The sequence below is a fragment of the Holophagaceae bacterium genome (assembly GCA_016720465.1).
Classification (GTDB): domain Bacteria; phylum Acidobacteriota; class Holophagae; order Holophagales; family Holophagaceae; genus JANXPB01.
In genome coordinates this window covers 398,083-421,542 of record JADKKO010000001.1, presented here as the reverse complement: position 1 = coordinate 421,542, position 23,460 = coordinate 398,083, and the positions used below count along the sequence as shown (strand labels likewise).

Here is a 23,460-nt window from a genome sequence, read left to right as displayed (position 1 = left end):
GCTCAGCCGATTTCCTTCGCCGAGCCGACCTCGGCAATCCAGGATTCCCGTTTCGCCCGGGCCGCAAGCCGCACAGCCAGGGCGACCGCCTCGAGAAAATTCGTGGCGTCGGATTTCCAAAGCCCTGCCTTGTCGAAGGCGGTCCCATGGTCCGGGCTGGTCCGGATGAACGGCAGGCCCAAAGTGAGGTTCACCGCCCGCAATGGCTCCAACACTTTGATGGGGATGAGTCCCTGGTCGTGGTACAGGGCCACCACCACGTCGAACTCGCCCTTGGCCGCGCGGGGAAAAAGACTATCGGCGGAAAGCGGGCCGAAAAAATGGGGAGTGGGACGCGTGCTCGGCCTGGGTGGCAGGGCGGGTTCATAGCGCTGCTGGATTTCGACCCCAGAACGCATGGTCGTCGCCACGCGGGGTGCGGCACCAGCGTTCTGGCGGTTCGGGGGTTTGCTGGGGAAGATTTCCCAGCCATCCGGAACACCCGCGGTGCTGAACGGCGAGGCGACATGCTCGAAGGGCATCGCGACTTCGCTCAAGTCGAAATCCATGAACGCGGCTTCCGCGATCACCACCGCTTCGGCGAGGGCGGTTTCCTCCTTGCCGAAGGCTCCGGATTCGCCTGCGTGGGGATTCAGGGCGCACAGGGCGACCCGCAGATCATTCTTTCCCATGAGCTGGATGAATCGGTCGGCCGCGAAGCTCAGCGTCTGCGCGACAGATTCGGCGCTGATGCCCTCCACCACCGAACGCAGGCTCTGGTGGACGGTGTGAAGCACGATCTTCAGGCTGGGGCTCACAAAGGCCATGCGGGTGATCTGCGATCCTGACATTTCCTGCAGAAATTCCGTATGGCCCGGAATGTCGTACCCGGCTTGATGCGCTGCGGCCTTCGAGAGGGGGAGCGTGACCAGCGCATCCGCCTCGCCGACCATCACCAGATGCGCCCCGATGCGGACCGCCTCCACCGCAGCTTTTCCGGATTCGGCCGAGCCTTTCCCGAGCTGGAGCATGGACGCGGTGATTTCAGGGGTCGGATCGATCCAGAGGGCGTGGCCCATGAGCTGGCGCTGGCTTGGCTCCCAGGAGGTTCCGGAGCCCGTCCACAGGCTGTGGGACTTGGCCCCGGGGATTTCAGGCCCGCCACCGGGCGGGTTACCCCAGCGCCATTGCACCCGCCGGCCATCCGCCATCTGAGGTTCGAGCAGGTCCGGTCCAGCCTTGGCCCCGACCACGATGACATCCGCCCATCGGTTGATGGCGAAAAGGGATCCCAGCAACAGTTCTGGGCCGATTCCGCAGGGATCGCCCAACGTGACGGCGATGCGCGGGCGGCGGGCGGGTGGAGGAAACGATTGGCTCAAACAGCAGACCCCTGGTTTGGAGCCGCTTAGGAACCGCCGGAGATTCCATGGCGGTTTGGTCGCGTCCCCATATGCCTGTCGGCGATCAGAAAGACCGAGTTGCTAATTTGCAACGGCTTCCCTCAATCGTAGAGCGGAAGGTCCACGTCCGGGGAGAGGATCTCTTCCTTCTTGGCGCTGGTCTTCCTGCGGATGCGGGGTTCTTCTTCCTGCTTGTAGATGTATTTGATGTTGTGTTTGGGCACGACCACGTTGGGTTCCTTGAGCCGGTTGATCTTCAGGCAGTGCTTGTCGTACCACTCGATGACGCCGCGGAGCTTCTCATCGTCCTGGAGCACGACGACCACGGGGGTTTTGGACTGCATCTGCTTGAGATAGTAAAAACTTTCGGCATTGGTCTGCTCCGGGGGCGCGATCTTCCGCCGGGGGCTGCCAAGGCCTTGGGGTGCCATGGGCGCACTCGGGTCCACGGCCGTGACGGCGCCATCGGGCTGGATCATGGTCGGCGTCGGCGTGAGCACCATGGCGCCGCCGCCCGGTCCCGGCGAGGCGGTTCCCCGGCCCATTTTTTCCTTGATTTCGTTCAGGTTGGGGCGAATCAGCTTGCGGTTCATGGAACGTCCTGGATTTGCGGTGCGACCTTTGGTGCCGAGCAGGGGAAAGGCGCCGGATGCACGGATAGGCCAATCTTGTTAGGAATGGCCTTGAATCTGACAGCTCCGACTGGATCCAACAAGGAACCTCTGCCAGGTTTATGAGGGAATGGTAGGAAAAGTTTAGGCTCAATCGCGACCCCCTGCCACCTGGGACACGGGGCCGGGCATCGGTTGCCCCCGGGGGCGTTCAACCCCGGCTGCCCCAAAGCGGAATTTTCAGGCTCACCAGAGTCCCTTGGTTCAGTTGGCTCTGGACCCGGATGTCCCAGCCCATCGCCTGGACGAACTGGAAGACCAGGCTCATGCCCAGGCCGGTGCCTTCTTTGAATGTGCTCGAGAAGGGCACGAAGAGGGTCCGCAACTGCTCGGCATCCATCCCGCACCCGTTGTCCCGGACCTGGACCAGGAGGTGGTTTGCATCTTCCTCGAATTCCAGATGGACTCTTGGCTCCTGGGCTCCTTCCAGTGCCTTGCGGGCATTGGTGAGGAGATTCGTGAATACCTGGTGCGCGCACAAGGCGTCAGCCTTGATCCGGACCTCGGGAACCGGGGCGATGCCCAGGGAAAGCCCCTTGGCGCGAGGGTCGGTTTCCCAGCTCGCCCGGAGCTCCTCGATGAGATCTGGAACATAGACGCAGCGGATTTCCACGGGCTTCGGCCGCGTGAAGTCCAGAAACTTGGTGAGGATGGCGCTGACCCGGTCGGATTCTCGGCTCAGGATCCCCAGCGCCCGTTCATTCATGGCGTGGGCATGGCCCTCGCCTTTCAGGATCTGCACGCAGCCGAGGATGGAAGCGAGCGGATTCCTGAGCTCATGGGCCAGGCCGGCGGACAGCTCGCCGATGGCCGCCAGCCGCTCGCTGAGCCGGGTGCGTTCTTCCAGGGCCTTGATCTCCGTGAGGTCCTGGAAAAGCATCAGGTGCCCCGACTGGTTGCCCTCGGCATCCCGGAGCGGCGCGACGTTCCCGCCATACAATCGCCACGCCCCGTTGGGCGCGATGTAGCTTCCCTCGAAGCGCTGTTCCCGGGGAAGGATCTCCTGCCGGGCCAGGTCCACGGGCAGGATCGCATCGATGGTGCGCCCCATGGGAAGGGCCCGCTGGAGGATGGCCTCGGCGGCTGGATTCGCCGAAGTGATCCGGCCGTCGAGATCTGTGGTGATGAGGCCGGAAACCATCGACTCCACCACGCGGCGGTGCAGCGCCGAAAGATCATCCACCTTGGCTTCGGAGGCCAGCAGGGTCCTTCGCAGGCCCTCGAGGTTCCTCCGGATGAGGACGACGATCAGGGTCGCGGCGAAGATCTCAAGCGAGGCGAAGGCCAGGATCCACTCCGCCGTTTCCAGGTCCATGGGGGCGCCGGAGTGGCCAAAAGGCGGCAGGATGCCGGCCCCGAAGAGCAGGAAGCTGGACAGATGCAGGGCGAAGGCGATGAATCCGACGAGGACGATCTCGGTGGTGCCCAGGTAGAAAGCGGACGACAGGATCGGGAAGAGGTAGATGGCCGCGAATCGTTCCTGGTCCACGCCCTGGAAGGCGATGAGCAGCGCCACCAGCGTGATGTCCATGGCGAGATTCGACCGGATGCTCGCGCGTCCTGGGGTCGCGAAAGGATCCAATCCGGCCTTCAAGGACCGCTGGATTTCCCAGACCGCTTCGATGAAGAAGAGGGAAACCAGCAGCAGATAGAGGGACTCGCTGGCGGCGGCTTTGATCGGATCCGGAGGGAAGGCCAGATGAAGCACCAGGAGGCCGAAGCTGGTCGCCAGGCGGAAGGCCAGCGGCAGGAAAGGTGGCGCTGTGGCCCCTCGTGGGGAGGCTTCCATCAGATCGCGGAGCATGGCATCAGGATGCCGCATCTCCTGCGTCCCGGGAGAACGGATTCACACCGGGCCGCATTCTTGTCATCCTGGTCCCGTGAGCCACCCACCGAAATCCTCGGCCTTGCCTTCTCTGCGTGGAGCCGGCATGCGCCAGACTCCCCAGCGGGAGGGAATCCTGCGCGTCCTGAACACCTCGGACCGGCCCCTGACCGTCGAGGAGATTTCGGCCCGCATGGAGGAAAACCGCTCCGGCCTGCCCACCATCTACCGGAATCTGGAACGCTTCATCCAGGAGGGCTGGGCCGAAAGCATCCTCGGCCAGGACCAGGTCATGCGCTTCGTCCGCTGCAATTCGAAGCACCACCATCACCACCTGCAATGCGAGCGGTGCGGGCGGATGGTGGAAGTGGATGTGTGCGGCGTGGAGGATTCCCTCAAGCAGTTGGAAATCTCGTCCGGTTTTTCCATCACCCGGCACCAGCTTTCACTTTTCGGGCATTGCGCCGAATGCCAGCGCACGGATAAAAGGCATTGACGCTCTGCGGTGGTTTGATAAGATCTAGGAGCAGTGCGGGTGTAACTCAGTGGTAGAGTGCAACCTTGCCAAGGTTGAAGTCGTGGGTTCAAATCCCATCACCCGCTCCACCTAACTTAGGCCGCATCAGCGGCCCGAGTCGTTTATGCTAGAAAGCCAGACATCAAGGCGCCGTAGCCAAGTGGTAAGGCCGCGGACTGCAAATCCGCTATCCATCGGTTCGATTCCGATCGGCGCCTCCAAGAAAACGGCCCCGCAAGGGGCCTTCTTCTTCATCGCGCAGATCGGAGTCGAATCAGGATGGCGCGCCGCTAGCGGCCCCGGAGAGCGCGTAGCGATCGAAGGGATGAGCCGCGGGCGCAGCCAGCCTGCGGCGGGCACCGGATTCCGATCGGCGCCTCCAAGAAAACGGCCCCGCAAGGGGCCTTCTTCGTTGCGCAGATCGGAGTCGAATGGTTCAAGACGCGCTGATCCAGCCTCCGCCCAGGACTTCCTCATCCCGATAGAAGACCACGGCCTGTCCAGGCGCTATCGCTCGTTGGGGCTCCGCGAAGGCCACCTTCGCGCGGTTCCCGGACAAAGGCATCACGATGGCTTCCACCTCCAGGCCACGGCTCCGGATCTTGGCGGAACAGGGCAGGGGGTTGTGCGGCGCGCCTGCGCACCAGGTCAATTCCCGGACCAGCATTTCGCTGCCGAATAAATCCGCATCATCCCCGACCCAGACGGTGTTGGTGTCCCGTTCCACGCCCAGCACGTAAAGCGGAGTCGGATGGGCCACACCCAGGCCTTTCCGCTGGCCGACTGTGTAGCGCCAATATCCTTCGTGGGACCCGAGGACCCGGCCGTCGATGTGGCGGATGGGCCCCGGCCCGGCGTCAGGAGCGCGGCCGGACTCCTCAATGTAGGTGTCATACCGGTTCTGGGTCACGAAGCAGATTTCCTGGCTCTCGGCTTTTTCCGCCAGGTGGAGGCCAAGGTCCCGGCCCAGCTGGCGCACTTGCGGCTTGGTCAGCTCCGCCAACGGAAACAGCGTGCGGGCAAGGGTTTCCTGGGTGTGGCTGAACAGGAAATAGCTCTGGTCCTTGGCTGGGTCCTGAGCCCTGAGAAGGTGGAATCCGGCCTCGTCGTGGATGATCCGGGCATAGTGCCCCGTGGCGACGAAGCCCGCGCCGAGGGCCTCGGCGCGCTCCAGCAGGGTCTTGAATTTCACGTGCTGGTTGCAGCGGATGCAGGGGCTTGGGGTTTCCCCCCGGAGGTAGCCCTCCACGAATTCATCAATGACTGTCTCCCGGAAACGCTCCTCGAAATCCACGACATAGTGGGGGAAACCCTTCTCATGCGCCACCCGGCGGGCATCCTGGAAATCGTCCAGGGTGCAGCATTTCCCTTCGGTCTCGGGCGTGGTTCCGCCTCTGGTCTTGTCGAAGAGCTGCATGGAAACGCCGATCACTTCGTAACCCGCCCAGTGCAGCAGGGCCGCCATGACCGAGCTGTCCACGCCTCCCGACATGGCTGCCACCACCCGGTCTCCGGGGCGAAGCCTCGGATGGTTTTTCAGCGGCGCCAAGGCCAGATCCATGAGCGCCGAACCCCCGGGTCTCTTCATCGCTCCGCCTTGAGGGAAGTTCTGAAGGAAAGCAGCGGGGAGGCGTCCCTGTGCCCCTGCACCGTGGTGCAGACATCGATGCAGTCCCCGCAATTGAAGCAGCCGGTTCCAAATCCCAGGACCAGGTGCTTGGCGCGGGGGTCTAGGTCCACGAAACAAGCATTCAAGCAGGCCCGGCATCCCCCGCAGGCTTCGGTTGAATCCTGAAGAAAACGCGGACGGAGGATCTTGTTCTTCGGCGCCGTGGAGACCACCATGGCCTGGCCCATTCCGTAGATGCAGACCATGCGGCAGAAATGGAATTTCACGGCGAAGCCGGCCAGCCAGGAGATCAGGACCGTGAGGCCCACCCACGAGAGCAGGGTGGCTTGGATCATGCCGCCTTGCCCCCAGGGCGTTGCAAAGAGAGCGTGGATCATCTGCCGCGGGGCCACCAGGTAGGCCGCCAAGCTCATGGCCAGAAGCACCGGGGCCACGATCAGTGTGGTCCCAGCGCCCAGGCGGAGGGCCCACTTGTGAAGGGGAGACCGCTTCATCCAGGCTGCCACTTTGCGATTGGAGCCTTTCCAGACGGCGGTGGCGAGGCCATCGAATAGTTCGACGCAACTCCCGTAAGGGCAGGCCCAGCCGCAGAAAACCCGGCCTTTGAAGTAGGTCAGGAGCGCGATCCCCCAGATGAGGAGGACGAAAGGGATGATCAGCCCCAGCACATAGGGAAAATCCATGGGGTAGCTCTGTCCGAGATAGATGATCCTAGGGCCCTGGCCCCCCTGGATTTCGATCCGGACCACATCCAGCCATGGCAGCAGCGCCCAGAGCGCCAGGAGCAGGAGTTGGGTGATCCTTCTGGACACATGGTAGCGCCGGGAGATGCTGATGCCGCTTGGAGCCATAGCCTTCCAGAATACGGTGGGATGCGCGCAGCGCGAAGCGGGAAGGGCGGCGGGAACTCAAGTCCTGAGGTGCTTGAGCCTCATGAACCCGAAACCAGCAAGGAAGAGCATCGGTGCCAGCACACCCAGGGGCGCCGGGATCTCGCCTGATTTCGACGCGCCCAGGAAGACGCCTTGAAGGCCCAGGAAGAGCAGGCCGATCACCAGCCCGATCCCAAGGGCCTGGCCGCGTCCGCTGCGCGGAGCCGGGAAAGCCCAGGATAGCGTGGCGAGCACCAGGCAGGGACCCGCCAGCCAGGCGAAGATGCGGGTCCAAAGCAAGGTCGCCCGGTTGGGATCCGGAGCCCAACGCTGCCAGGTGAACAGGTCGCCGGTGGTGGACATGTCCGCGTGGGTGGGTTCCCGCAGGGAAGTCTCGGGGAACAGCATGGCCGCTGCGGGTCCCTGGACGAGTTTCGCCCCGCCCCAAGGCAGGCCCTGGGCGAATTCAGCTCCGGTTTTCCAGCGGAGCAAGATGGGGGCCTCCATGGCCGGTTTCAACGGGAATCCCCAGCGAACCTGTCCCTGCTGGTACCAGAGCACGCCCGTGGAGCCCAGATATAACCAGGAATTCCGGCTCAATATGTTGGTAGGTCGATTGACTATTTGTCTATATATATTGTCTGCTTTGAAATAAGCATGAGGCGCAACCCACAGTTGTAAAACGGCCGTGGAGATTAGCACGGATAGCCAGGCTCTCCGGGCGTACCAAATCCATTGGATCAAGCTGACCCCGCCCGCGCGGAGCGCCACCCATTCAGCGCTAAGGGTGGCTTGGCCGAAGGCGAACAGGGTTCCAAGCAGGAAAGTGATGGGCAGGGCTGTATTTAAGAAGGTGGGGAGATTCAATATCCAATAGTATAGGAAATCTATAATATTCTTGTGGTTGCGAGCGATATCTCCAACCAGGGTCACGTATTCGATCAACAGGTCCAACGCCAGCAGCGTCCCCAAGGTGCCGCCCCAGCTCTTCAACCAAAGCAAGCAAGCCCAGCGATTGAAGATACTGGATCGATGGCGGTCGGTGGAATTTCTCGTGCTGGGATTCATTGGTTTCATCGCCTGCAGGAATCTGCCGATCCGAACAATGAACCACTGGTAGCGCTTGGTCACACTGGTTTTAACTCTGCTGAGGGCGTTGTTCGATACATGAGGCTTCAGCTTTCCATGGAACAACCAGAATCCAGCGCCAAGGAATATCCAGGGCAGCAACAATTGAGCATAGAAAGCTTGATATTTTGATTGCATAATCATGTTTTCAAATAACATATTGAAAAAATAATAAATCAGAATGACGAGGAGACTCTTCAGGATAGAACCACTTCTTTGGAAACGGGGGTGTCCGAGGCCCATGGCAATGCCGAGCAGGAGGAAGGCCACAGAAGCAAATGGAAGAGACAAACGCCGACTCAGTTCCACCGCGGATGCCGGAGATTTCAGTTTCAAAATCTCGGATGTTTTAAGATATCTAAGCGGAGTAGGGGCCAGGATCCTGGACACACCCGGAAGCCGAAACCGCAGGTCCTGGCTTTCCTGGTGAAGGTGCACCACGCTGCCGGTCTGGATCTGGTACACGCTGCCGGCCAAATTGTTCAAGCGCATGTCCAGGACGTGGCCACCATCCGGTTGTGGCTGGATCGAGTAGGAAATGCCTTTGGCCACCATGTGTTGGATCCCAGTGGGGCTGACCTCCATCACATGGATCTCACCATTGGGAGCCATCCATACCGACTGGCCAGGAGACCCAGGGGGGACCCGGGGAGCTTGGCCTGTCCTGAGGAAACGGGTTCGGGCCTCCTCTAACATTTGGATCCGAACCGAGGCCTGGAGGTGGTTCACGGCAGGCACCAGGAGGTGGCTGTTGGCCCCTGCCAGCAAAAACAGAAACAAGGACAGGAGCAGATAGGGCTTGAGCAGCATCCGGCTGCCCATGCCTAATCCTTGGGATGCGACGAGCTCGGAGCTTTGAACCAGTTGCTGGGTGCCCATCAGGCCGCCCAGGACGGCGGCCATGGGGAGCACCATCATCAGGGTTTCAGGGACGGCGCACAGCAGGAGCGGGATGAGCCACCGGAAGGAAGCCCCGAGATTGAAAACCTCCTTGGACAGATCCACCAGCTCCTTTGAGAGGAGCAATCCCCCATAGAGAAGCACCGCTCCACCGATAGGGAAGAGCCATCTGCGCAATGTGTAGCGGGAGAGAATTTCCTTCATGATTACTTTCGATAATGTATATTATGTAACCTTACGGTCAAACGATCTCAGATCACCTTGGCTTTGAGAAGGTCGTGGATATGAATGACACCACAAGGTTTATCTGATTCCATGACCACCAGGAAGGTGATTTTGTGGCTTTCCATCTCCCCTGCAGCTTCGATGGCCATGCGTTCCGCGGTGATCGTGAATGGGGCGTGGCCGCTCAGGATGTCCGCCGCCTTCAATTGGAGCGGATTGATCCCCTGGCTCTGGGCGCGTTCAAGCGCCCGCCGGATATCGCCATCGCTGATGACCCCCAGGAGATCGGGACCGTTTTGGACGACCGCCATGCCCAATTTGCCGTTGGAGATCATGTTGAGCGTTTCGATAAGAGTCGCGTCCGGCTTTACCGCTGGGAACTCAGCATGCATCAGGTCCTTGATCTTTAATAGTTTGGCACCAAGGCTTCCACCTGGATGAAGCTCCGCGAACCGCTCGGCGGTGAATCCTTTCCGGTTCATCAGACAAGCGGCGAGAATGTCCCCCCAAACCAGCTGCATGGTGGTGCTCGCCATGGGGGCCAAATCAATCGGACATCCTTCACCATCAGTTAGTTGATAAGAAAAGCACCAGCGTGCTGCAAGGCCCAGTGAGCTGTCTTTATTGGATGTGATGGCTGCCACCGGAATCCCGAGCCGGGAAAAACTAGGCAAAATTCGAAGTATTTCCTCGCTTTCCCCACTGTTGGAGAGCAGCAGCACAGAATCCCCGGGGACCACCATGCCCAGGTCGCCATGCAAAGCCTCCGCGGGATGCATGAACAGGCTGGGGGAACCCGTGGAAACCAAAGTGGAAGAGATCTTCTGGGCCACCAATCCGGATTTGCCCATGCCGGAAAGCACGATCCGCCCCTTCTGGTCAGAAACCGAATCCACCCAGTCGGTCACGGTGGCCGCGTTCCAGTGGCCATTCAGCCATTGCAGCGCGCCAAGGGCGGCGCGAAGGACTCCCTTCCCCTGCTCACCATCGGAAGTCGGTCCGGTTCCGGGCCCGGCAAAGGATCTGGTCTCTTGTTCCAAGGCAAAGGCTCCATAGGGAATCGAGCCATGTTACCAGCCATTCCCCGGCCATCCCGCAGTGCGAAACGAATCCAACCCGTGTTTGAATGGGGGTGGCCCTTTAGCTCAGCGGTCAGAGCGGGCGCCTCATAAGCGCTAAGGCGTGGGTTCGAATCCCACAGGGGCCACGCCGCTGCCATCATCACTCTTTTCAGAAAGGAATGCCCATGCGCGCCACATTGCTCGCCCTCCTCTTCGCCCTGCCCCTTCTCGCCACCGGCCAGCCTGAGAAGCCGCGCGTCAAGTTCACGACGAATCTCGGCTCCTTCACGCTGGAATTGGAATCCAAAGCCGCCCCCAAGACCGTCGCCAACTTCCTGAGCTATGTCCGCAAGGGCTATTACAAAGGCACGACCTTCCATAGGGTCATTTCCACCTTCATGATCCAGGGCGGCGGGTTCACCGCGGATTTGAAAAAGAAGGCCGGGGACCAGCCGATCATGAACGAAGCCAAGGCCGCCATGGCAGCCGGGCTCCGCAACACCCGCGGCACCATCGCCATGGCGCGCACCAACGAGCCCCATAGCGCCTCCAGCCAGTTCTTCATCAACGTGAAAGACAATTCCCAGAGCCTCGATCCCCGGGCTGAAAGCTGGGGCTATTGTGTTTTCGGCAACGTCGTCGAGGGCATGGACACCGTCGACAAGATCAAGGCGGTTCCAACCCACAATGTCCAGATGAACGATGTGCCGGTCACGCCAGTGCTCATCACTGACGCCCAGGAGTTGACCGAAGCTCCCGCGAAAAAAGCGCCGGCCAAGGCAGGCTCGAAAAAGAAGTGAGTCTTGGCTCCCGCTCCCTCAACTGCGTCTGCCGCGCTTAAAACTGCGCTTTAAAAGACTCAAAAGCGGCTCTCAATTCTGCGAGTTCAAGGCGGAGGCTCTGCACTTCGGATTCCAGGTGTGCAAGGGGCGGCAGGTTTCTGGCTTTGACTTCCTCTTGGACCACGGCCAAGGTCTCGCATTCAACGGGGCCCGCGAGCAGGTGGGCGTACCGGGGTTCCTTCGTGCCGGGCAGCTTGGGAAGCTTCATGGCCAGGGGTTCCGGCTCCGCCTGGAGCAAGGCCTGCATGGCCGCCTCCGCCTCCACCAGGTCGGCGAAAGGATAGATGCGCTCCGAACGCCCCCGGAGTTCTCCGAGGGTCTGGGCTCCGCGTAGCATCAGCACACACAGGAGGGCGGTTTCCTGGATCGCCAGGTGCAGCGATTCCGAAAGCCGCTGTTCGTACTTCACCGTGCGGCTGCCGCTGGCGTTCAACAGCCAGACCAAGCGGCGTTGGCGCAACGACTCCAGGCCGTCCGAGACCGTGGCCTCGTCATAGGCCACCAGTGGATGCCGGTTGGAGGTCTGGTTGCAGGCCGCCACCAGGGCGTACAGCGTCAGCGGATAGTAGTCCGGCGTCGTGTGCTGCTTCTCCATCAGGCAGCCCAGGATTCGGCATTCAACCTCGTTCAATGGTGAATCGGTCATGGATCAGTTCTACCAGAAGGCCGCCATCGATCCCGAACGGTTCAGTTCCCCGTGAGGCACAAGCCTGGAAACGCGGTTGGACAACCTTGTGAAATAATCAAGTAGGCAATTAATGATCACTTATATTTCATATTAATAATTGACTGAGACTGCGATTCAGGCAACCTTTGATGCATCAACCCAACCCATGCGCATCTGCCCATTCGATCGGCATTTCAGGTGCGCCCCACCCCGGAGCACGCATGCTTTCATCCAGATCCCGCCGTCCCTTCCCTGCCCTGGGCGGCCCCGCGCTATTGATCTGCGCGGCCATCCTTCCCTCCCCGCTTCAGGCAGGCGGGCACCCCAAGAATGTGACCGGCACCCGCTTCATCCGGACCATCACCAACAGCGGGATGACCGCTGCGCCCCAGGACCTGACCACCACGGCGATCGGGGCTTTCGTGCCCGATGGGCTGGGTGGTTTCACCACCATTCCTGGAACGGGGCTGGCCAACGGGACTTTCACCATTCCGCAGGTTCCCCACGGCGAGTTCTGGTTCCGCTTCGGCACAAGCTATGTCTGGACCGACAAACATAAATTGGACCTGGACACCTACGCCTATGGCCGCCCCGACGCGGTGCCCGCCAACCTGAGCACGCTGCTGACCTTCAATGTCACAGGCCTCGCGCCCTTCGCGGCCACCGACATCCTCCAGTGGTATGCCACCAACGTGAATAGCGTCTACGCCTACCTCGCAGATTATTCCCCCTCGAACATGCCCCTGCCCGGCGACACCGCCATGGCCGGCACGACCCAGGACTGGGCGGACACGGGCCTGCTGATGGTGGACACCACCAAGGGGGATGTACCCAGCCTGACGCAGCTCAGCTCCGTCACCTCGGGTCCCGAGACCTACTCGGCGCTGTCGGGAATCTTTGAACCAGCCGCGCTGGTGCAAACGGACGGCCTGCCCTCCACGCTGAACGGGGTCATGGCTTCCGTGCCCCAGAACCAGAGCGTCCGGATGGCTTGGGACCGCACGCCCAGCGCCATCTACCAGGCCCAGGTGAATCCTGCCGCCACGCCTTCCTTCCAGCGCTTCGTGGTCCATACGCCCCCCTGGGGCACCAAGAAAGGATTCATCGCGGCCACCGCGGACCTGGTGAACTTCTATCCCTCTTCCCTGGCCACGACCTTCCTGGACCTTGGCGAGGCCCAATACGGGAACCCCTTCCCGCACAAATGGGGAAGGATCTACAGCATCAACCAGAACTACAGCGTCCACTACACGGCGCCAGGCGCCACCAATCCACGGCCCATCCAAGGTGTCCTGTCCACCAATTCGCTCAAGGAGCCCAAGCACCACCATCCGATGGTCCAGGCCATCAGCCCCGTGCTCGGCGCCACGATCGATGGGCTGGACGCATTCCTGCCCCAGGCCGGGCTGTCCACGTCCCCTGCCCTCGCCTGGAACGAGCCCGCCAAGGGCGAAGCGGAGGCCTACTCGGTGGCCGTGCTCCGAGTGTTCGCCCAGGGCATGAGCACCCGCGCGGCCACCGTGGCCTCCTTGATCACGGAAGAGACTACGTTGACCGTTCCCCCCGGCATCCTCCAGCCCGGGCAAAGCTACGTCTTCCGCATCCGCGCCATCAAGGCCCACGACGCAGAGCCAAGCAAGGCTCCGTTCCGGCTCAACACATTCCCCTTCGCCACCGCAGATGTGCTCACGGCCATGGTCACCGTCGCCCCCTGAGTCCGCACACCTATGCCCAAGCCCACCGGATCGATCGGTGGGCTTTTTCATTCTCTGACCCCTCAACCGGGCGGTGAAGGTGGCTGGAGGAGGGCCCCCCGTCTCCAAGAGCGCGCCTGCGCGCGATAGACGGGACGAGAACCCCGGCCAAGGAATCAGGAGAACCTGGATGGAATCTCTTGAAAGCCAGTGCTGGTAAGGGGTTTTATAAAATCCGGAGAAAGAGCATTTTCAATCCTGATTCACCCAAGGGGTGATCAGGGGTGGTACCCGATGGGGTCCCACCCAAGTCCCATGGCTTCATCCAGTCGTTCTGTCTGAGGCTGCCCCGACTCCAGCTCTGCTTTCATGAAGCTCCAAATACGGTGGAGCCTTGCCTTCTTCGCCGTTACTTCCATCCAGGGATCGGACCAACCGGGCTGGTTGCATTGCGCGACCGCCACAGCCAGGGCCTGAATGTATTGCTCGAAGTGGCCGAACTCAAAGGCGACAGTGGCCAACCGATCCAAAACACAGGCCTCTGGCCTGAGACATCGAATCATGTCCCCCGAAATGGTCGGCACGACAACCGTGGATTCCCTTGTATCCAGATAGGCATCACCAACCCCCAGTGGCCCAGTGGGAAATTCGACTGGGACACCTTCGACTAAGACGTGCCGAGAACCTACTACATCGCCGCCTTCCACTCCCTCAAGTCCCAAAAGGTGGATGCTGTTGGCCGTCAGGGAATCAGGGCCCACGAAATCGAGGTCCGAAGTCTTGAAAACGCCATCCCGCTCTCCGGTCCAGACTTCTACAACACCACCGCCGACCAGCACCGGGTCGACATCTAATTGCCGGAATGCATGGATCAACTGCCTCGGGATGTGGAAAGGAAACGGGCTAAAGCCTGGTTCATCCCCATGACCTTTCAAGGCTTCGGCCTCGTGCCTGCTTTCTTTGTTCGTGAGATGGTCTCTCGCTTGACCTGTTTATCTCCAGCACGGATGAGAAGATCGCGTTCAATAGGGTCCCTCAGCTTCAAAGAAGCCCGGCCAGCCACCTTTGGCCCGTAGGCCTGGAGTACTTGCTTGACGGTAAGAGTAGTCATGGCAGGCAACTTTCAAGATGTTTCTACTACATAGATATTTTGCGCCTACCAATGGGCCTAGGCCAGAGAGATATGCCCCTTTCTTTCGCTGCGGCCACCACCACAGGCTGGAGGAGGGCTCCCGTCTCCAAGAGCGCGAGGCGCGATTGGGAGCGCGCCTGCGCGCGATAGGCGTGACGAGAACCCGAAGGGTCGAGTCCGCCCATGCCCAGGGACACGAAAAAAAAAGCCTCCACAAGGATAAATTGAGGAGGCGGTATTGGTGGCTGGAGGAGGGCTCCCGTCTCCAAGAGCGCGAAGCGCGATTGGGAGCGCGCCCCGCGCGCGATAGACGGGACGAGAACCCGAAGGGTCGAGTCCGCCCATGCCCAGGGACACGAAAAAAAAAGCCTCCACAAGGATAAATTGAGGAGGCGGTGATGGTGGCTGGAGGCGGACTCGAACCGCCGACCTAGGAATTATGAGACCCTCGCTCTAACCACCTGAGCTACCCAGCCGAAGCAATCATTTTATCTCGGTTGGGCGCTGATTTCCACGCTGGATTTCGGGGTGGAGAGGACCCGCTCATATAGGGATTCATAGAGATCGATGATCGGATCTTCGGCGAAGGTGGTTTCCGCGCGCTTCCGCGCCGATTCCCCGAAGGCGCGGCGCAGGTCCTTGTCCTTGAGCAGCCGGATCGCATCCAGGGCCATGGCGTCCACGTCCCCCACGGGTTCCAGGAATCCATCCACACCCTGCCGGATGACCTCGGGGATGCCGCCCACGCGGCTGGCGATGACGGGAACGCGGTGGGCCATGGCTTCCAGAGCCGCGAGGCCGAAGCTCTCCGTGGCCGAGGGCAGCAGGAACAGGTCGCTGCAGGCCAGCACAGTCCCGATGTCCAATTGCTTGCCGGTGAAGCGCACCTCGTCTTCGAATCCGTGCTCCCGGCAGTAGTTCTCGGCTTCGGCGCGGTCCGGGCCGTCCCCCACCATCACCAGGCGCGTGGGAACTTCCTTTCTCACCCGTTCGAAGACCTTCACCACGTCCATGACCCGTTTCACGGGCCGGAAATTGGAGATGTGGGTGAGCACGAAGGCCTGGTCCGGCGCCAGCCAGGCGCGGCATTCCGGGTGGTCCATGGCGGGCGGTTCCACGAAATTCGGGATCACTTCGATGTGTTCGCCCATGCCGAAGGTCCGGATGGTCTCGTCCTTCAGGTACTGGCTGACGGACGTGACGGCATCGCTTTCCCGCAGGGCCAGCTTCACCATGGGCAGGTAGCTGGGATCCGCTCCGACCACCGTGATATCGGTTCCGTGGAGGGTGGTGACCACCTTCAATTTCCCATCCAGAGCCATGCGCGCCAGCAGAGCCGCCATGGCGTGGGGGATGGCATAGTGGGCGTGCATGACTTCAAGGCCGTGGTGGCTGGCCACATCCGCCATTTTCGAGGCCAGCGCGATGGAGAATGGCGCTGCTTCGAAAAGAGGATATGAACTCGCGGTGACTTCGTGGAAATAGATCCGGTTTTCGAAGCCCGTGAGCCGGGGCGGCATGGAGGGGCTCAGGATGTGGACCTCGTGGCCGCGCGCCGCCAGCGCCTTTCCGACCTCGGTGGCCACCACGCCTGAACCGCCAAACGTCGAGTAACAGGAAATCCCCCCCCCCCCCCCCCCCCCCCCCCCCCCCCCCCCCCCCCCCCCCCCCCCCCCCCCCCCCCCCCCCCCCCCCCCGGCCCCGGCGGCCCCCGGGCCCCCGGCCCCCCCGGCCGCGGGGCCCCGCGCCCCCCCCCCCGGGGGCCCCCCCCCCCCCCCCCCCCCCGTTCCCCGGCGGGGGCCCCCCCCCCCCCCCCCCCAGTAGCAGGAAATGCCGATCCTCATCGAAAACTCCAAAGACACAAGCCCCAGGGCCATTCTGGACCCTCTAGGGCTATCATGAACCTATCTGATTGGATACGGCATGCCCCTGATGTTTTACATTCTGGCCAAGGTGATCGACGGCTTGTCCATCCTCATCATCATCTGGGCGCTGATGTCCTGGTTCAAGCCCAGCCCGGGAAACCCGCTGGTACGATTGCTCAACGCCATCGTCGAGCCCATCCTTCTGCCCATCCGGGCCGTGATCCCCCCCATCGGCGGGCTCAGCTTCGACGCCATGATCGCCATCATCCTGCTGTCGCTGATCAAGAACATATTCCTTCGCGCAGCCTCCTGAAATCTGGAGCTTCCATGAAATTCACACCCCTGGACATCCAAAGGCGGGAGTTCGAAAAGGCCTTCCGGGGCTTCGAGGAAGGCGAGGTGCGCGGGTTCCTGCATGAGATCGCCGCCGATTGGGAAGAAATCCTGGTCGAAAATTCCCGCATGCGCGAAGAGATCCTGAGCCTCCGGGAGCGTAACCGCCAGTACCAGGACCAGGACCGCATCTTCCGCGAGACCCTGCTGCAGGCCCAGCGCACCAAGGAAGATGTGCTGGACACCGCCAACCGCGAGAAGGATCTCACCTTGAAGGAAGCCCAGTTCAAGGCCGACGAGATCGTCCGCGAAGCCCATCGGCACGTGGCCGAACTCGAGGTGCAGATGCGCAACATGAAGATGGAGCGGATCCGCATGCTGGAGGACATGGAATCGCTCATGGAGCGCACCCGGCGCTTCCTCCAGGAAGAAGCCCCCGAGCGCTTTCCGCCCTCATCCAACACCGTGAAGCTCGATGAAATGGATTTCAACAGCATGGACGAGGATGTGCCGTTGAAGCCGAGGGGCCAGCGGTTTTGAGCCACGGATGTAATGTAACTCCAGGCCAAAAAACTGGAAACCACGAATTACGCGAAAAAGCGCGAATTAAAAATGGGGAGTGCTTGAGGGTAAAACATTCGTCCGGGACCTAGAATGAGGGATGAGGAGGACGGGAAGCATTGCCATTCCGTTTTGTTTTTTTAGCGTGCATTCGCGTAGTTTCGCGGTTAAGAAGTTTGCTTTACCCTTGTTTTTCCTCTGTGGCAGTTCTATTCCAATCGGTGCTCCATGTCCCAAGCCGTGATCCTCAAATGCCTCCGCACGCCCGTCGGGAAATTCCAGGGCGCGCTTTCCGCCTTGTCGGCCCCTGAGCTGGCCGCGCCCGTGGTCAAAGCGCTGTTGGAGCGCTTTCCGGGCCTGCCGGTGACCGAGGCGATCTTCGGCAATGTGGTCTCCGCGGGCGTGGGCCAGGCGCCCGCGCGCCAGGCGGCGTTGAAGGGCGGCCTGCCCTCTTCCGTGGCGGCGCTGACCATCAACAAGGTCTGCGGATCGGGCTTGAAAGCCATCCAGCTGGCCGCCAACGGCGTGCGGCTGGGCGACCACGAAGTCATCCTGGCGGGCGGCATGGAGTCCATGTCCAACGCGCCCTACCTGATGCCCAAACTCCGCGGAGGCGCGCGCATGGGCCATGCCCAGGCCCTGGACAGCATGATCCTGGACGGCCTCTGGTGCGCCATGACCGATCAGCACATGGGGCTGACCGGGGATCTGGTGGCCGACAAGTATTCCATCAGCCGCGAAGACCAGGACGCCTGGAGCGTCGACAGCCACCGCAAGGCCCTCGATGCCATGGCCTCGGGCGCCTTCGATGCAGAGCTGGTGCCCGTCACCGTGCCCGGCCGCAAAGGCGATGTGATCGTGAATCTGGATGAAGGCCCGCGCGCGGACACCTCCATGGAAACCCTGGCGAAGCTGAAACCCGCCTTCAAGAAGGACGGCACCGTCACGGCGGGCAACGCCCCCAGCGTCAACGATGGCGCGGCCGCGGCCCTGGTGACCACCGAGGATTTCGCCGAAGCCCATGGCCTGCCGATCCAGGCCCGCATCCTCGGCACCGCCACCGCGGGCCTGGATCCGCAATGGGTGCTCATGGCGCCCGTGGATGCCATCAAGAAGCTGCTGGCCAAGCTCGGCTGGTCGGTGAACGACGTGGATCTCTGGGAGATCAACGAAGCCTTCGCCGTTCAACTCGTGGCTACCCACCGCGATCTGAATATTCCCGTGGAGCGTATCAACGTGCACGGCGGCGCCGTGGCCCTGGGCCACCCCATCGGCGCCAGCGGCGCCCGGGTCATGGCCACCCTGCTCCACGCCCTGGAACGCCACGACAAGCAGCGCGGCATCGCGGCGCTGTGCCTGGGTGGTGGCAATGCCATTGCGATGGCGGTGGAGCGCGTCTAAAGAATAAACCGCGAAAGTCGCGAAAAAACGCGAAAAAACTAGTTTTATAATTCGCGTACTTTCGCGACTTTCGCGGTTTCAGTTTTTTTACCACATCCCATCCGGGAATCCCCTTGACGACTTCAATCCCCATCCGCCAGACTCAACTACTGGAACCCAATCAATGACTCTCCACAGCCTCATCAACCTCAATAATAATCGGCCCCTCCGCGCGGATCGTGCGTGGGACGGCGAGGTTCTGAGCTAACAGACGACTTCCCCTGACCACCCCCGATTCGCGAAAGCGGATCGGGGGTTTTTCTTTGTGCCCTGCCCTTTCCAGGAGCCCCCATGTGCGGCCTCGTCACCATCCTCAACATCGACCCCACCCGCTCGAATTCCGGCGAACTGCGGAAGCTGGCGCTCGGCATGGCCAAGAAGATCCGCCACCGGGGGCCCGACTGGAGCGGCATCTACAGCGACGCGCGGGCGATCCTGGCCCACGAGCGGCTTTCCATCGTGGATGTGGAGCATGGCGCCCAGCCGCTGGTGGACACGTTGAAAGGGTGCGTGCTGGCGGTGAACGGCGAGATCTACAACCACAAGGACCTGCGCCGGGGATTGAAGCACGAGCACGATTTCCAGACGGCCTCGGATTGCGAAGTGATCCTCTACCTCTACGACGAACTGCCGCCGAAGGAATTCCTGAACCGCATGAACGGCATCTTCGGCTTCGTGCTCTACGATCCCAAGCGCGAGACCTTTCTCATCGCCCGCGATCCCATCGGCGTCATCCCGCTCTACGTGGGCTGGGACCGCCAGGACAACCTGTTCGTGGCATCAGAAATGAAAGCCCTGGTGGGCCACTGCGAGCGCATCCGCGAAGTTCCGCCGGGCCATTACTATCTGGGCCACGAAGCGGACAAGGGCTTCCAGCGCTACTACGAACCGAAGTGGGCGGAGCCCGGTTTCTACCCCAGCGATCCCTACGATCCCGCGAAACTCCGCAAGGCTCTGGAAGACGCGGTCCACCGCCAGCTCATGTGCGACGTGCCCTACGGCGTGCTGATTTCCGGCGGCGTGGATTCCAGCATTGTCGCCTCCATCGCCGCGCGGTTCCGCCAAAAGCGCGTGGAGGAAGATGACAAGGCCCCGGCCTGGTGGCCCCAGATCCATTCCTTCGCGGTGGGACTGGAAGGCGCGCCGGATCTGGGCCCCGCTAGAAAGGTCGCGGACCACATCGGCGCCATCCACCACGAGATTCACTTCACCGTGCAGGAAGGCCTGGACGCCCTCTCCGACGTGATCTACCACCTGGAGACCTTTGATGTGACCAGCATCCGGGCCTCCACGCCCATGTACCTGATGATGCGGAAAATCCGCGCCATGGGCATCAAGATGATCCTGTCGGGCGAAGGGGCCGACGAGATCTTCGGCGGCTATCTGTACTTCCACAAGGCGCCGGACGGCCACGCGCTGCACGACGAGACCGTGCAGAAGCTGCAGAAACTCCACCTCTATGATTGCCTGCGGGCCAACAAATCCAGCGCCGCCTGGGGCGTGGAAGCGCGCGTGCCCTTCCTGGACCGGGAATTCCTGGACGTGGCGATGATGCTGGATCCGGAGCTGAAGCTCCCCCGCAACGCCAAGCGCGAGAAACCCATCGAGAAGTATTTATTGCGCAATGCTTTCGACGGCACGATTCCGGACGAGATCCTGTGGCGCCAGAAGGAACAGTTCTCCGACGGCGTGGGTTACGCCTGGATCAACGGCCTGAAAGCCCATGCCGAGCACGAGATCAGCGACAGCATGATGCGCGGCGCCCACGAACGCTTCCCCGTGAAGACCCCCGAGACCAAAGAGGCGTATCTGTATCGCCAGCTCTTCGAGCACCATTTCCCGTCCGCCACGGCCGTGAACTGCGTGCCCTTCGAGCGGAGCGTAGCCTGCAGCACCGCCACAGCACTGCTGTGGGACGAAGCCTTCCAGAAGATGGCCGATCCCTCGGGCCGGGCGGTTATGGATGTGCATGAAACTGGGTATACGACGGAATGAAAATAAACCACGCGGAGGAGGGTTCCCGCCTCAGCGAGTGAAACGAACAGGAGCGCGTACACGCGCGATAGGCGGGAGCGGAGATAAGGCGGAGGGAAGCGGAGAAAAGAAATGTTTTCTCCGCTTCCCTCCGCTCCTCCGCTACCCTCCGCGTGGTTCTTTTTGCGCCGAATCCCATGCCCACTTCCCTGCACCGCCCATCTGTGCTGAGCTTGGGACTATGGCCACGCTCTGCCTGAACATGATCGTGAAGAACGAATCCAGGGTGATCCGCCGCTGCCTGGATTCGATCCGGCCCTTCATCCAGGCCTGGCTCATTGTGGACACGGGCTCCACCGACGGAACCCAGGACATCATCCGCGACCATATGAAAGACATCCCCGGCGAGCTGGTGGAGCGGCCCTGGAAGGACTTCGGCCACAACCGCAGCGAGGCGGCCGAGCTGGCCCGGAGCAAGGCGGACTACCTGATATTCATCGATGCCGACAATGAATTCGTCGCCCCGGAAGGATGGCGGATGCCGGACCTGGCCGCAGACATCTACACGGTGGTGCTGCGGGATGGCGAGTCCACCTACCATCGCGCGAGCCTTGCGGCCAACCGCCTGCCCTGGCGCTACAAGGGCGTCCTGCACGAGCACCTGGATTGCGGCGGGCCCTACGAGCCGGAAGTGCTGGAAGGCCCCTACATCCGGGTGAATACGGACGGGGCCCGCAGCCAGGACCCGCTGAAATTCGAGAAGGACGCGAGACTGCTTGAAACGGCGTTGGCGGAGGAACCGGACAACGCCCGCTATGCCTTCTACCTGGCCCAGAGCTACCGTGATTCCGCGCAGCCCTTGAAAGCGCGGGAGGCCTATCTGCGGCGGGCGGCCATGGGCGGTTGGGATGAGGAGGTTTGGTACTCGCTCCTGGAGGTCGCCAAACTCAGCCAGCAGCTCGATATGGACGAGGAGCTCGTGATCCGGGCCTATATGACGGCCCATCGGGTGCGGCCCATCAGGGCCGAGGCGCTCTGCTATCTGGCCGCCTACTGCCGCGCCCGGCACCGGTACTCCCAGGGCTTTGGCTTCGCCAAGGAGGCCGCGGCCATTCCGCGGCCGGAGGACATCCTGTTCCTGGATGATTCCGTGTACACCTGGAGAGCCTTGGACGAATGGTCCATCCTGGCCTACTGGACGGGCCAGTACCCCCTGTCGAAAACCCTCTGCGAGCGCCTGCTCGTGGAAGGCCGCGCGCCCCTGGATGAACGCCCCAGGATCGTCGACAACCTGAACTTCTCCCTTAGGGCCCTGGGCCTGCCCCTGATCCCCGTGATCCAAAAGACGAACCCATGATGCCGAGGCTTGGTCCCGAAGCCCGGAGGAGCGCAGGCAAGGCCCTGCGGGAGCAGCTGAAGCGGGCCGACCAGGGACGTTGGACGGCCGCGGTGGACCGCCCTGAGCCGATTTCGCTGCTGCGGGCTGCGGTGGCGCATCGGGACCCGGCCCTGCTGCCCATCCGGTGGGGGCGCATGGCCCAGTCGCCCTTTTATTTCTTCCGGGGCAACGCGGCGCTGATGGCCATGGATCTCGCGCCCTGGCCCACCACGGGCCTGCACTGCCAGCTCTGCGGCGACGCCCATCTCATCAATTTCGGGGCCTTCGGAAAGCAGGACGGCAGCCTGGTGTTTGATCTCAATGATTTCGACGAGACCTGCCGCGGCCCCTGGGAATGGGATCTGAAGCGGCTCCTGGCCAGCGCAGTCCTGGCGGGACGCGAAGCCGGCCATACGGACATTGCTTGCCTGGAGGCCACCAACCGCTGCACCCGCGCATACATGGCAGGCATGGACCGTTTTGCGGACATGGGCATCGTGGCGCTCTCGCGGGAGGAGGTCGGCCCGCACAACGATGGCGGCGCCCTGGCGCCCATATTCGAAAAGGCCCGCCGGGACACGCCCCAGAAGCTCCTGGAAAAGGCCATCGACCCGGGACCGCGGTTCAGGACCAAAGGGCCCTTCCTGCGGCCGCTCACGGACGAAGAGGCCAGTCCCTTCCTTGCTTCCTTCAGCGAATACCACGGCACCCTGGGCCCCGCGCGCCAGCAGGTGCTGGACGGCTACCAACCCGTCTGTTGCGGCCGCCGGGTGGCGGGTTGCGGCTCCCTGGGGATGATGGACGTGCTGGTCCTGGCCCATGGCAACGGCTTGGATGATTCCTTATTTATTGAGTTCAAAGCCCAACATGGCAGTGTTTGGGAACAATATTTAAATGGGGCTATCACTCCTCATCCTGGACGCCACACCGCCGAAGGCCAGCACCGGATGCAGACCTGGGCGGATCCCTTCCTGGGCTGGACCACCGTCCTGGGCGCGCCCTTCCTGGTGAAGCAGTGGTCCGACCACAAAGCCAGCATCGAGGTGCAGGACTTGGCCGGCGCGATCCTGGGGGATTATCTGGAGCTTTGCGGCACGGTGCTCGCCAAGGCCCACGCCCGCAGCGGCGATCCCGCCAGGATCGCGGGGTATCTGGGGCAAAGCGAAGAGTTGCTGGAGGCCCTATCCTCCTTCGCCCTGCGCTACGCGGACCAGGCCACCGATGACTGGGAAGCCCTCAAACAGGCCGTGGCGGGAGGCGAACTGGAGGCCTGGGATCCCGGGGAATGAACCATTCCCGAGCGATGCCGATGCCCTCTCCAGCCTGGAAGCCACGCTCGAATACGAAATTGCATCCGAAAAGA

At 62.0% G+C, this 23,460-nt stretch carries 19 protein-coding genes and 4 tRNA genes; 12 read left to right on the top strand and 11 right to left on the bottom strand.

Features of this window, described 5'->3' with window-relative positions:
* Positions 1-2: 2 nt before the first annotated feature.
* The 3 genes from IPQ13_01885 to IPQ13_01875 form a co-directional block, all read right to left on the bottom strand.
* Entirely contained in the window at positions 3-1,361 is a 1,359-nt protein-coding gene (locus IPQ13_01885; protein MBL0209653.1) for a 4-hydroxythreonine-4-phosphate dehydrogenase PdxA, read from the bottom strand.
* A gap of 122 nt (positions 1,362-1,483) precedes the next feature.
* Positions 1,484-1,861, bottom strand: a complete 378-nt coding sequence (locus IPQ13_01880) for an RNA chaperone Hfq (GenBank protein ID MBL0209652.1) — start codon at positions 1,859-1,861, stop codon at positions 1,484-1,486.
* A gap of 343 nt (positions 1,862-2,204) precedes the next feature.
* Positions 2,205-3,875 carry a PAS domain S-box protein gene (locus IPQ13_01875; protein ID MBL0209651.1) on the bottom strand — a complete coding sequence of 557 codons (1,671 nt, stop codon included), beginning with the start codon at positions 3,873-3,875 and terminating at the stop codon, positions 2,205-2,207.
* Between the two features lie 109 nt (positions 3,876-3,984).
* Here IPQ13_01875 and IPQ13_01870 point away from each other — a divergent pair, with 109 nt between their 5' ends.
* The 3 genes from IPQ13_01870 to IPQ13_01860 all read left to right on the top strand — a co-directional run bounded on the left by IPQ13_01870 (position 3,985) and on the right by IPQ13_01860 (position 4,616).
* On the top strand, positions 3,985-4,374 hold the full coding sequence (locus IPQ13_01870; GenBank protein ID MBL0209650.1) for a transcriptional repressor: 390 nt from the start codon (positions 3,985-3,987) through the stop codon (positions 4,372-4,374).
* 35 nt (positions 4,375-4,409) lie between these two features.
* Positions 4,410-4,484: transfer RNA gene (locus IPQ13_01865), tRNA-Gly, on the top strand.
* A gap of 57 nt (positions 4,485-4,541) precedes the next feature.
* Positions 4,542-4,616: transfer RNA gene (locus IPQ13_01860), tRNA-Cys, on the top strand.
* A 215-nt stretch (positions 4,617-4,831) separates the two neighbouring features.
* Here IPQ13_01860 and mnmA read toward each other — a convergent pair.
* Genes mnmA through IPQ13_01840 form a run of 4 tightly spaced genes read right to left on the bottom strand, consistent with a single transcriptional unit; the run spans position 4,832 to position 10,190 of the window.
* Complete coding sequence (mnmA, locus tag IPQ13_01855; protein MBL0209649.1) at positions 4,832-5,956, bottom strand: tRNA 2-thiouridine(34) synthase MnmA; 1,125 nt, start codon at positions 5,954-5,956, stop codon at positions 4,832-4,834.
* Positions 5,957-5,979: 23 nt separating this feature from the next.
* Positions 5,980-6,876 (bottom strand): 4Fe-4S binding protein, encoded by an 897-nt coding sequence (locus tag IPQ13_01850; protein MBL0209648.1) that lies wholly within the window; start codon positions 6,874-6,876, stop codon positions 5,980-5,982.
* A 57-nt stretch (positions 6,877-6,933) separates the two neighbouring features.
* Positions 6,934-9,129: an LptF/LptG family permease gene (locus IPQ13_01845; protein ID MBL0209647.1), complete on the bottom strand. Its 2,196-nt coding sequence runs from the start codon at positions 9,127-9,129 to the stop codon at positions 6,934-6,936.
* A gap of 47 nt (positions 9,130-9,176) precedes the next feature.
* Positions 9,177-10,190 (bottom strand): KpsF/GutQ family sugar-phosphate isomerase, encoded by a 1,014-nt coding sequence (locus IPQ13_01840; protein ID MBL0209646.1) that lies wholly within the window; start codon positions 10,188-10,190, stop codon positions 9,177-9,179.
* A 94-nt stretch (positions 10,191-10,284) separates the two neighbouring features.
* Between IPQ13_01840 and IPQ13_01835 the strand changes: the two genes are divergently transcribed.
* Together IPQ13_01835 and IPQ13_01830 are read left to right on the top strand one after the other, a co-directional pair.
* A tRNA-Ile gene (locus IPQ13_01835) sits at positions 10,285-10,357 on the top strand.
* Between the two features lie 39 nt (positions 10,358-10,396).
* Positions 10,397-11,011: a peptidyl-prolyl cis-trans isomerase gene (locus IPQ13_01830; protein ID MBL0209645.1), complete on the top strand. Its 615-nt coding sequence runs from the start codon at positions 10,397-10,399 to the stop codon at positions 11,009-11,011.
* 37 nt (positions 11,012-11,048) lie between these two features.
* Here IPQ13_01830 and IPQ13_01825 read toward each other — a convergent pair whose 3' ends face one another.
* On the bottom strand, positions 11,049-11,699 hold the full coding sequence (locus IPQ13_01825; GenBank protein MBL0209644.1) for a YceH family protein: 651 nt from the start codon (positions 11,697-11,699) through the stop codon (positions 11,049-11,051).
* A 242-nt stretch (positions 11,700-11,941) separates the two neighbouring features.
* Between IPQ13_01825 and IPQ13_01820 the strand changes: the two genes are divergently transcribed.
* Positions 11,942-13,435 (top strand): hypothetical protein, encoded by a 1,494-nt coding sequence (locus IPQ13_01820; protein MBL0209643.1) that lies wholly within the window; start codon positions 11,942-11,944, stop codon positions 13,433-13,435.
* Positions 13,436-13,692: 257 nt separating this feature from the next.
* On the opposite strand, the gene IPQ13_01815 is transcribed toward IPQ13_01820, so the two are convergent.
* The 3 genes from IPQ13_01815 to bshA form a co-directional block, all read right to left on the bottom strand.
* Positions 13,693-14,349, bottom strand: a complete 657-nt coding sequence (locus IPQ13_01815) for a hypothetical protein (GenBank protein MBL0209642.1) — start codon at positions 14,347-14,349, stop codon at positions 13,693-13,695.
* A gap of 596 nt (positions 14,350-14,945) precedes the next feature.
* Positions 14,946-15,022 (bottom strand) — tRNA-Met (locus tag IPQ13_01810).
* Between the two features lie 12 nt (positions 15,023-15,034).
* On the bottom strand, positions 15,035-16,390 hold the full coding sequence (gene bshA, locus IPQ13_01805; GenBank protein ID MBL0209641.1) for an N-acetyl-alpha-D-glucosaminyl L-malate synthase BshA: 1,356 nt from the start codon (positions 16,388-16,390) through the stop codon (positions 15,035-15,037).
* Positions 16,391-16,469: 79 nt separating this feature from the next.
* Here bshA and IPQ13_01800 point away from each other — a divergent pair, with 79 nt between their 5' ends.
* The 6 genes from IPQ13_01800 to IPQ13_01775 all read left to right on the top strand — a co-directional run bounded on the left by IPQ13_01800 (position 16,470) and on the right by IPQ13_01775 (position 23,386).
* Positions 16,470-16,724 (top strand): YggT family protein, encoded by a 255-nt coding sequence (locus tag IPQ13_01800; protein MBL0209640.1) that lies wholly within the window; start codon positions 16,470-16,472, stop codon positions 16,722-16,724.
* A 14-nt stretch (positions 16,725-16,738) separates the two neighbouring features.
* Complete coding sequence (locus tag IPQ13_01795; protein MBL0209639.1) at positions 16,739-17,284, top strand: DivIVA domain-containing protein; 546 nt, start codon at positions 16,739-16,741, stop codon at positions 17,282-17,284.
* 249 nt (positions 17,285-17,533) lie between these two features.
* Positions 17,534-18,706, top strand: coding sequence for a thiolase family protein (locus tag IPQ13_01790; protein ID MBL0209638.1), 1,173 nt, complete (start codon positions 17,534-17,536; stop codon positions 18,704-18,706).
* Positions 18,707-19,036: 330 nt separating this feature from the next.
* A complete protein-coding gene (gene asnB / locus IPQ13_01785; protein MBL0209637.1) occupies positions 19,037-20,740 on the top strand; it encodes an asparagine synthase B in 1,704 nt (567 codons plus the stop codon).
* A 241-nt stretch (positions 20,741-20,981) separates the two neighbouring features.
* Entirely contained in the window at positions 20,982-22,076 is a 1,095-nt protein-coding gene (locus IPQ13_01780; protein MBL0209636.1) for a glycosyltransferase, read from the top strand.
* Positions 22,073-23,386, top strand: coding sequence for a DUF2252 domain-containing protein (locus tag IPQ13_01775; protein MBL0209635.1), 1,314 nt, complete (start codon positions 22,073-22,075; stop codon positions 23,384-23,386). Before IPQ13_01780 ends, IPQ13_01775 begins: the two co-directional genes overlap by 4 nt.
* The last annotated feature ends 74 nt before the right edge of the window (positions 23,387-23,460 follow it).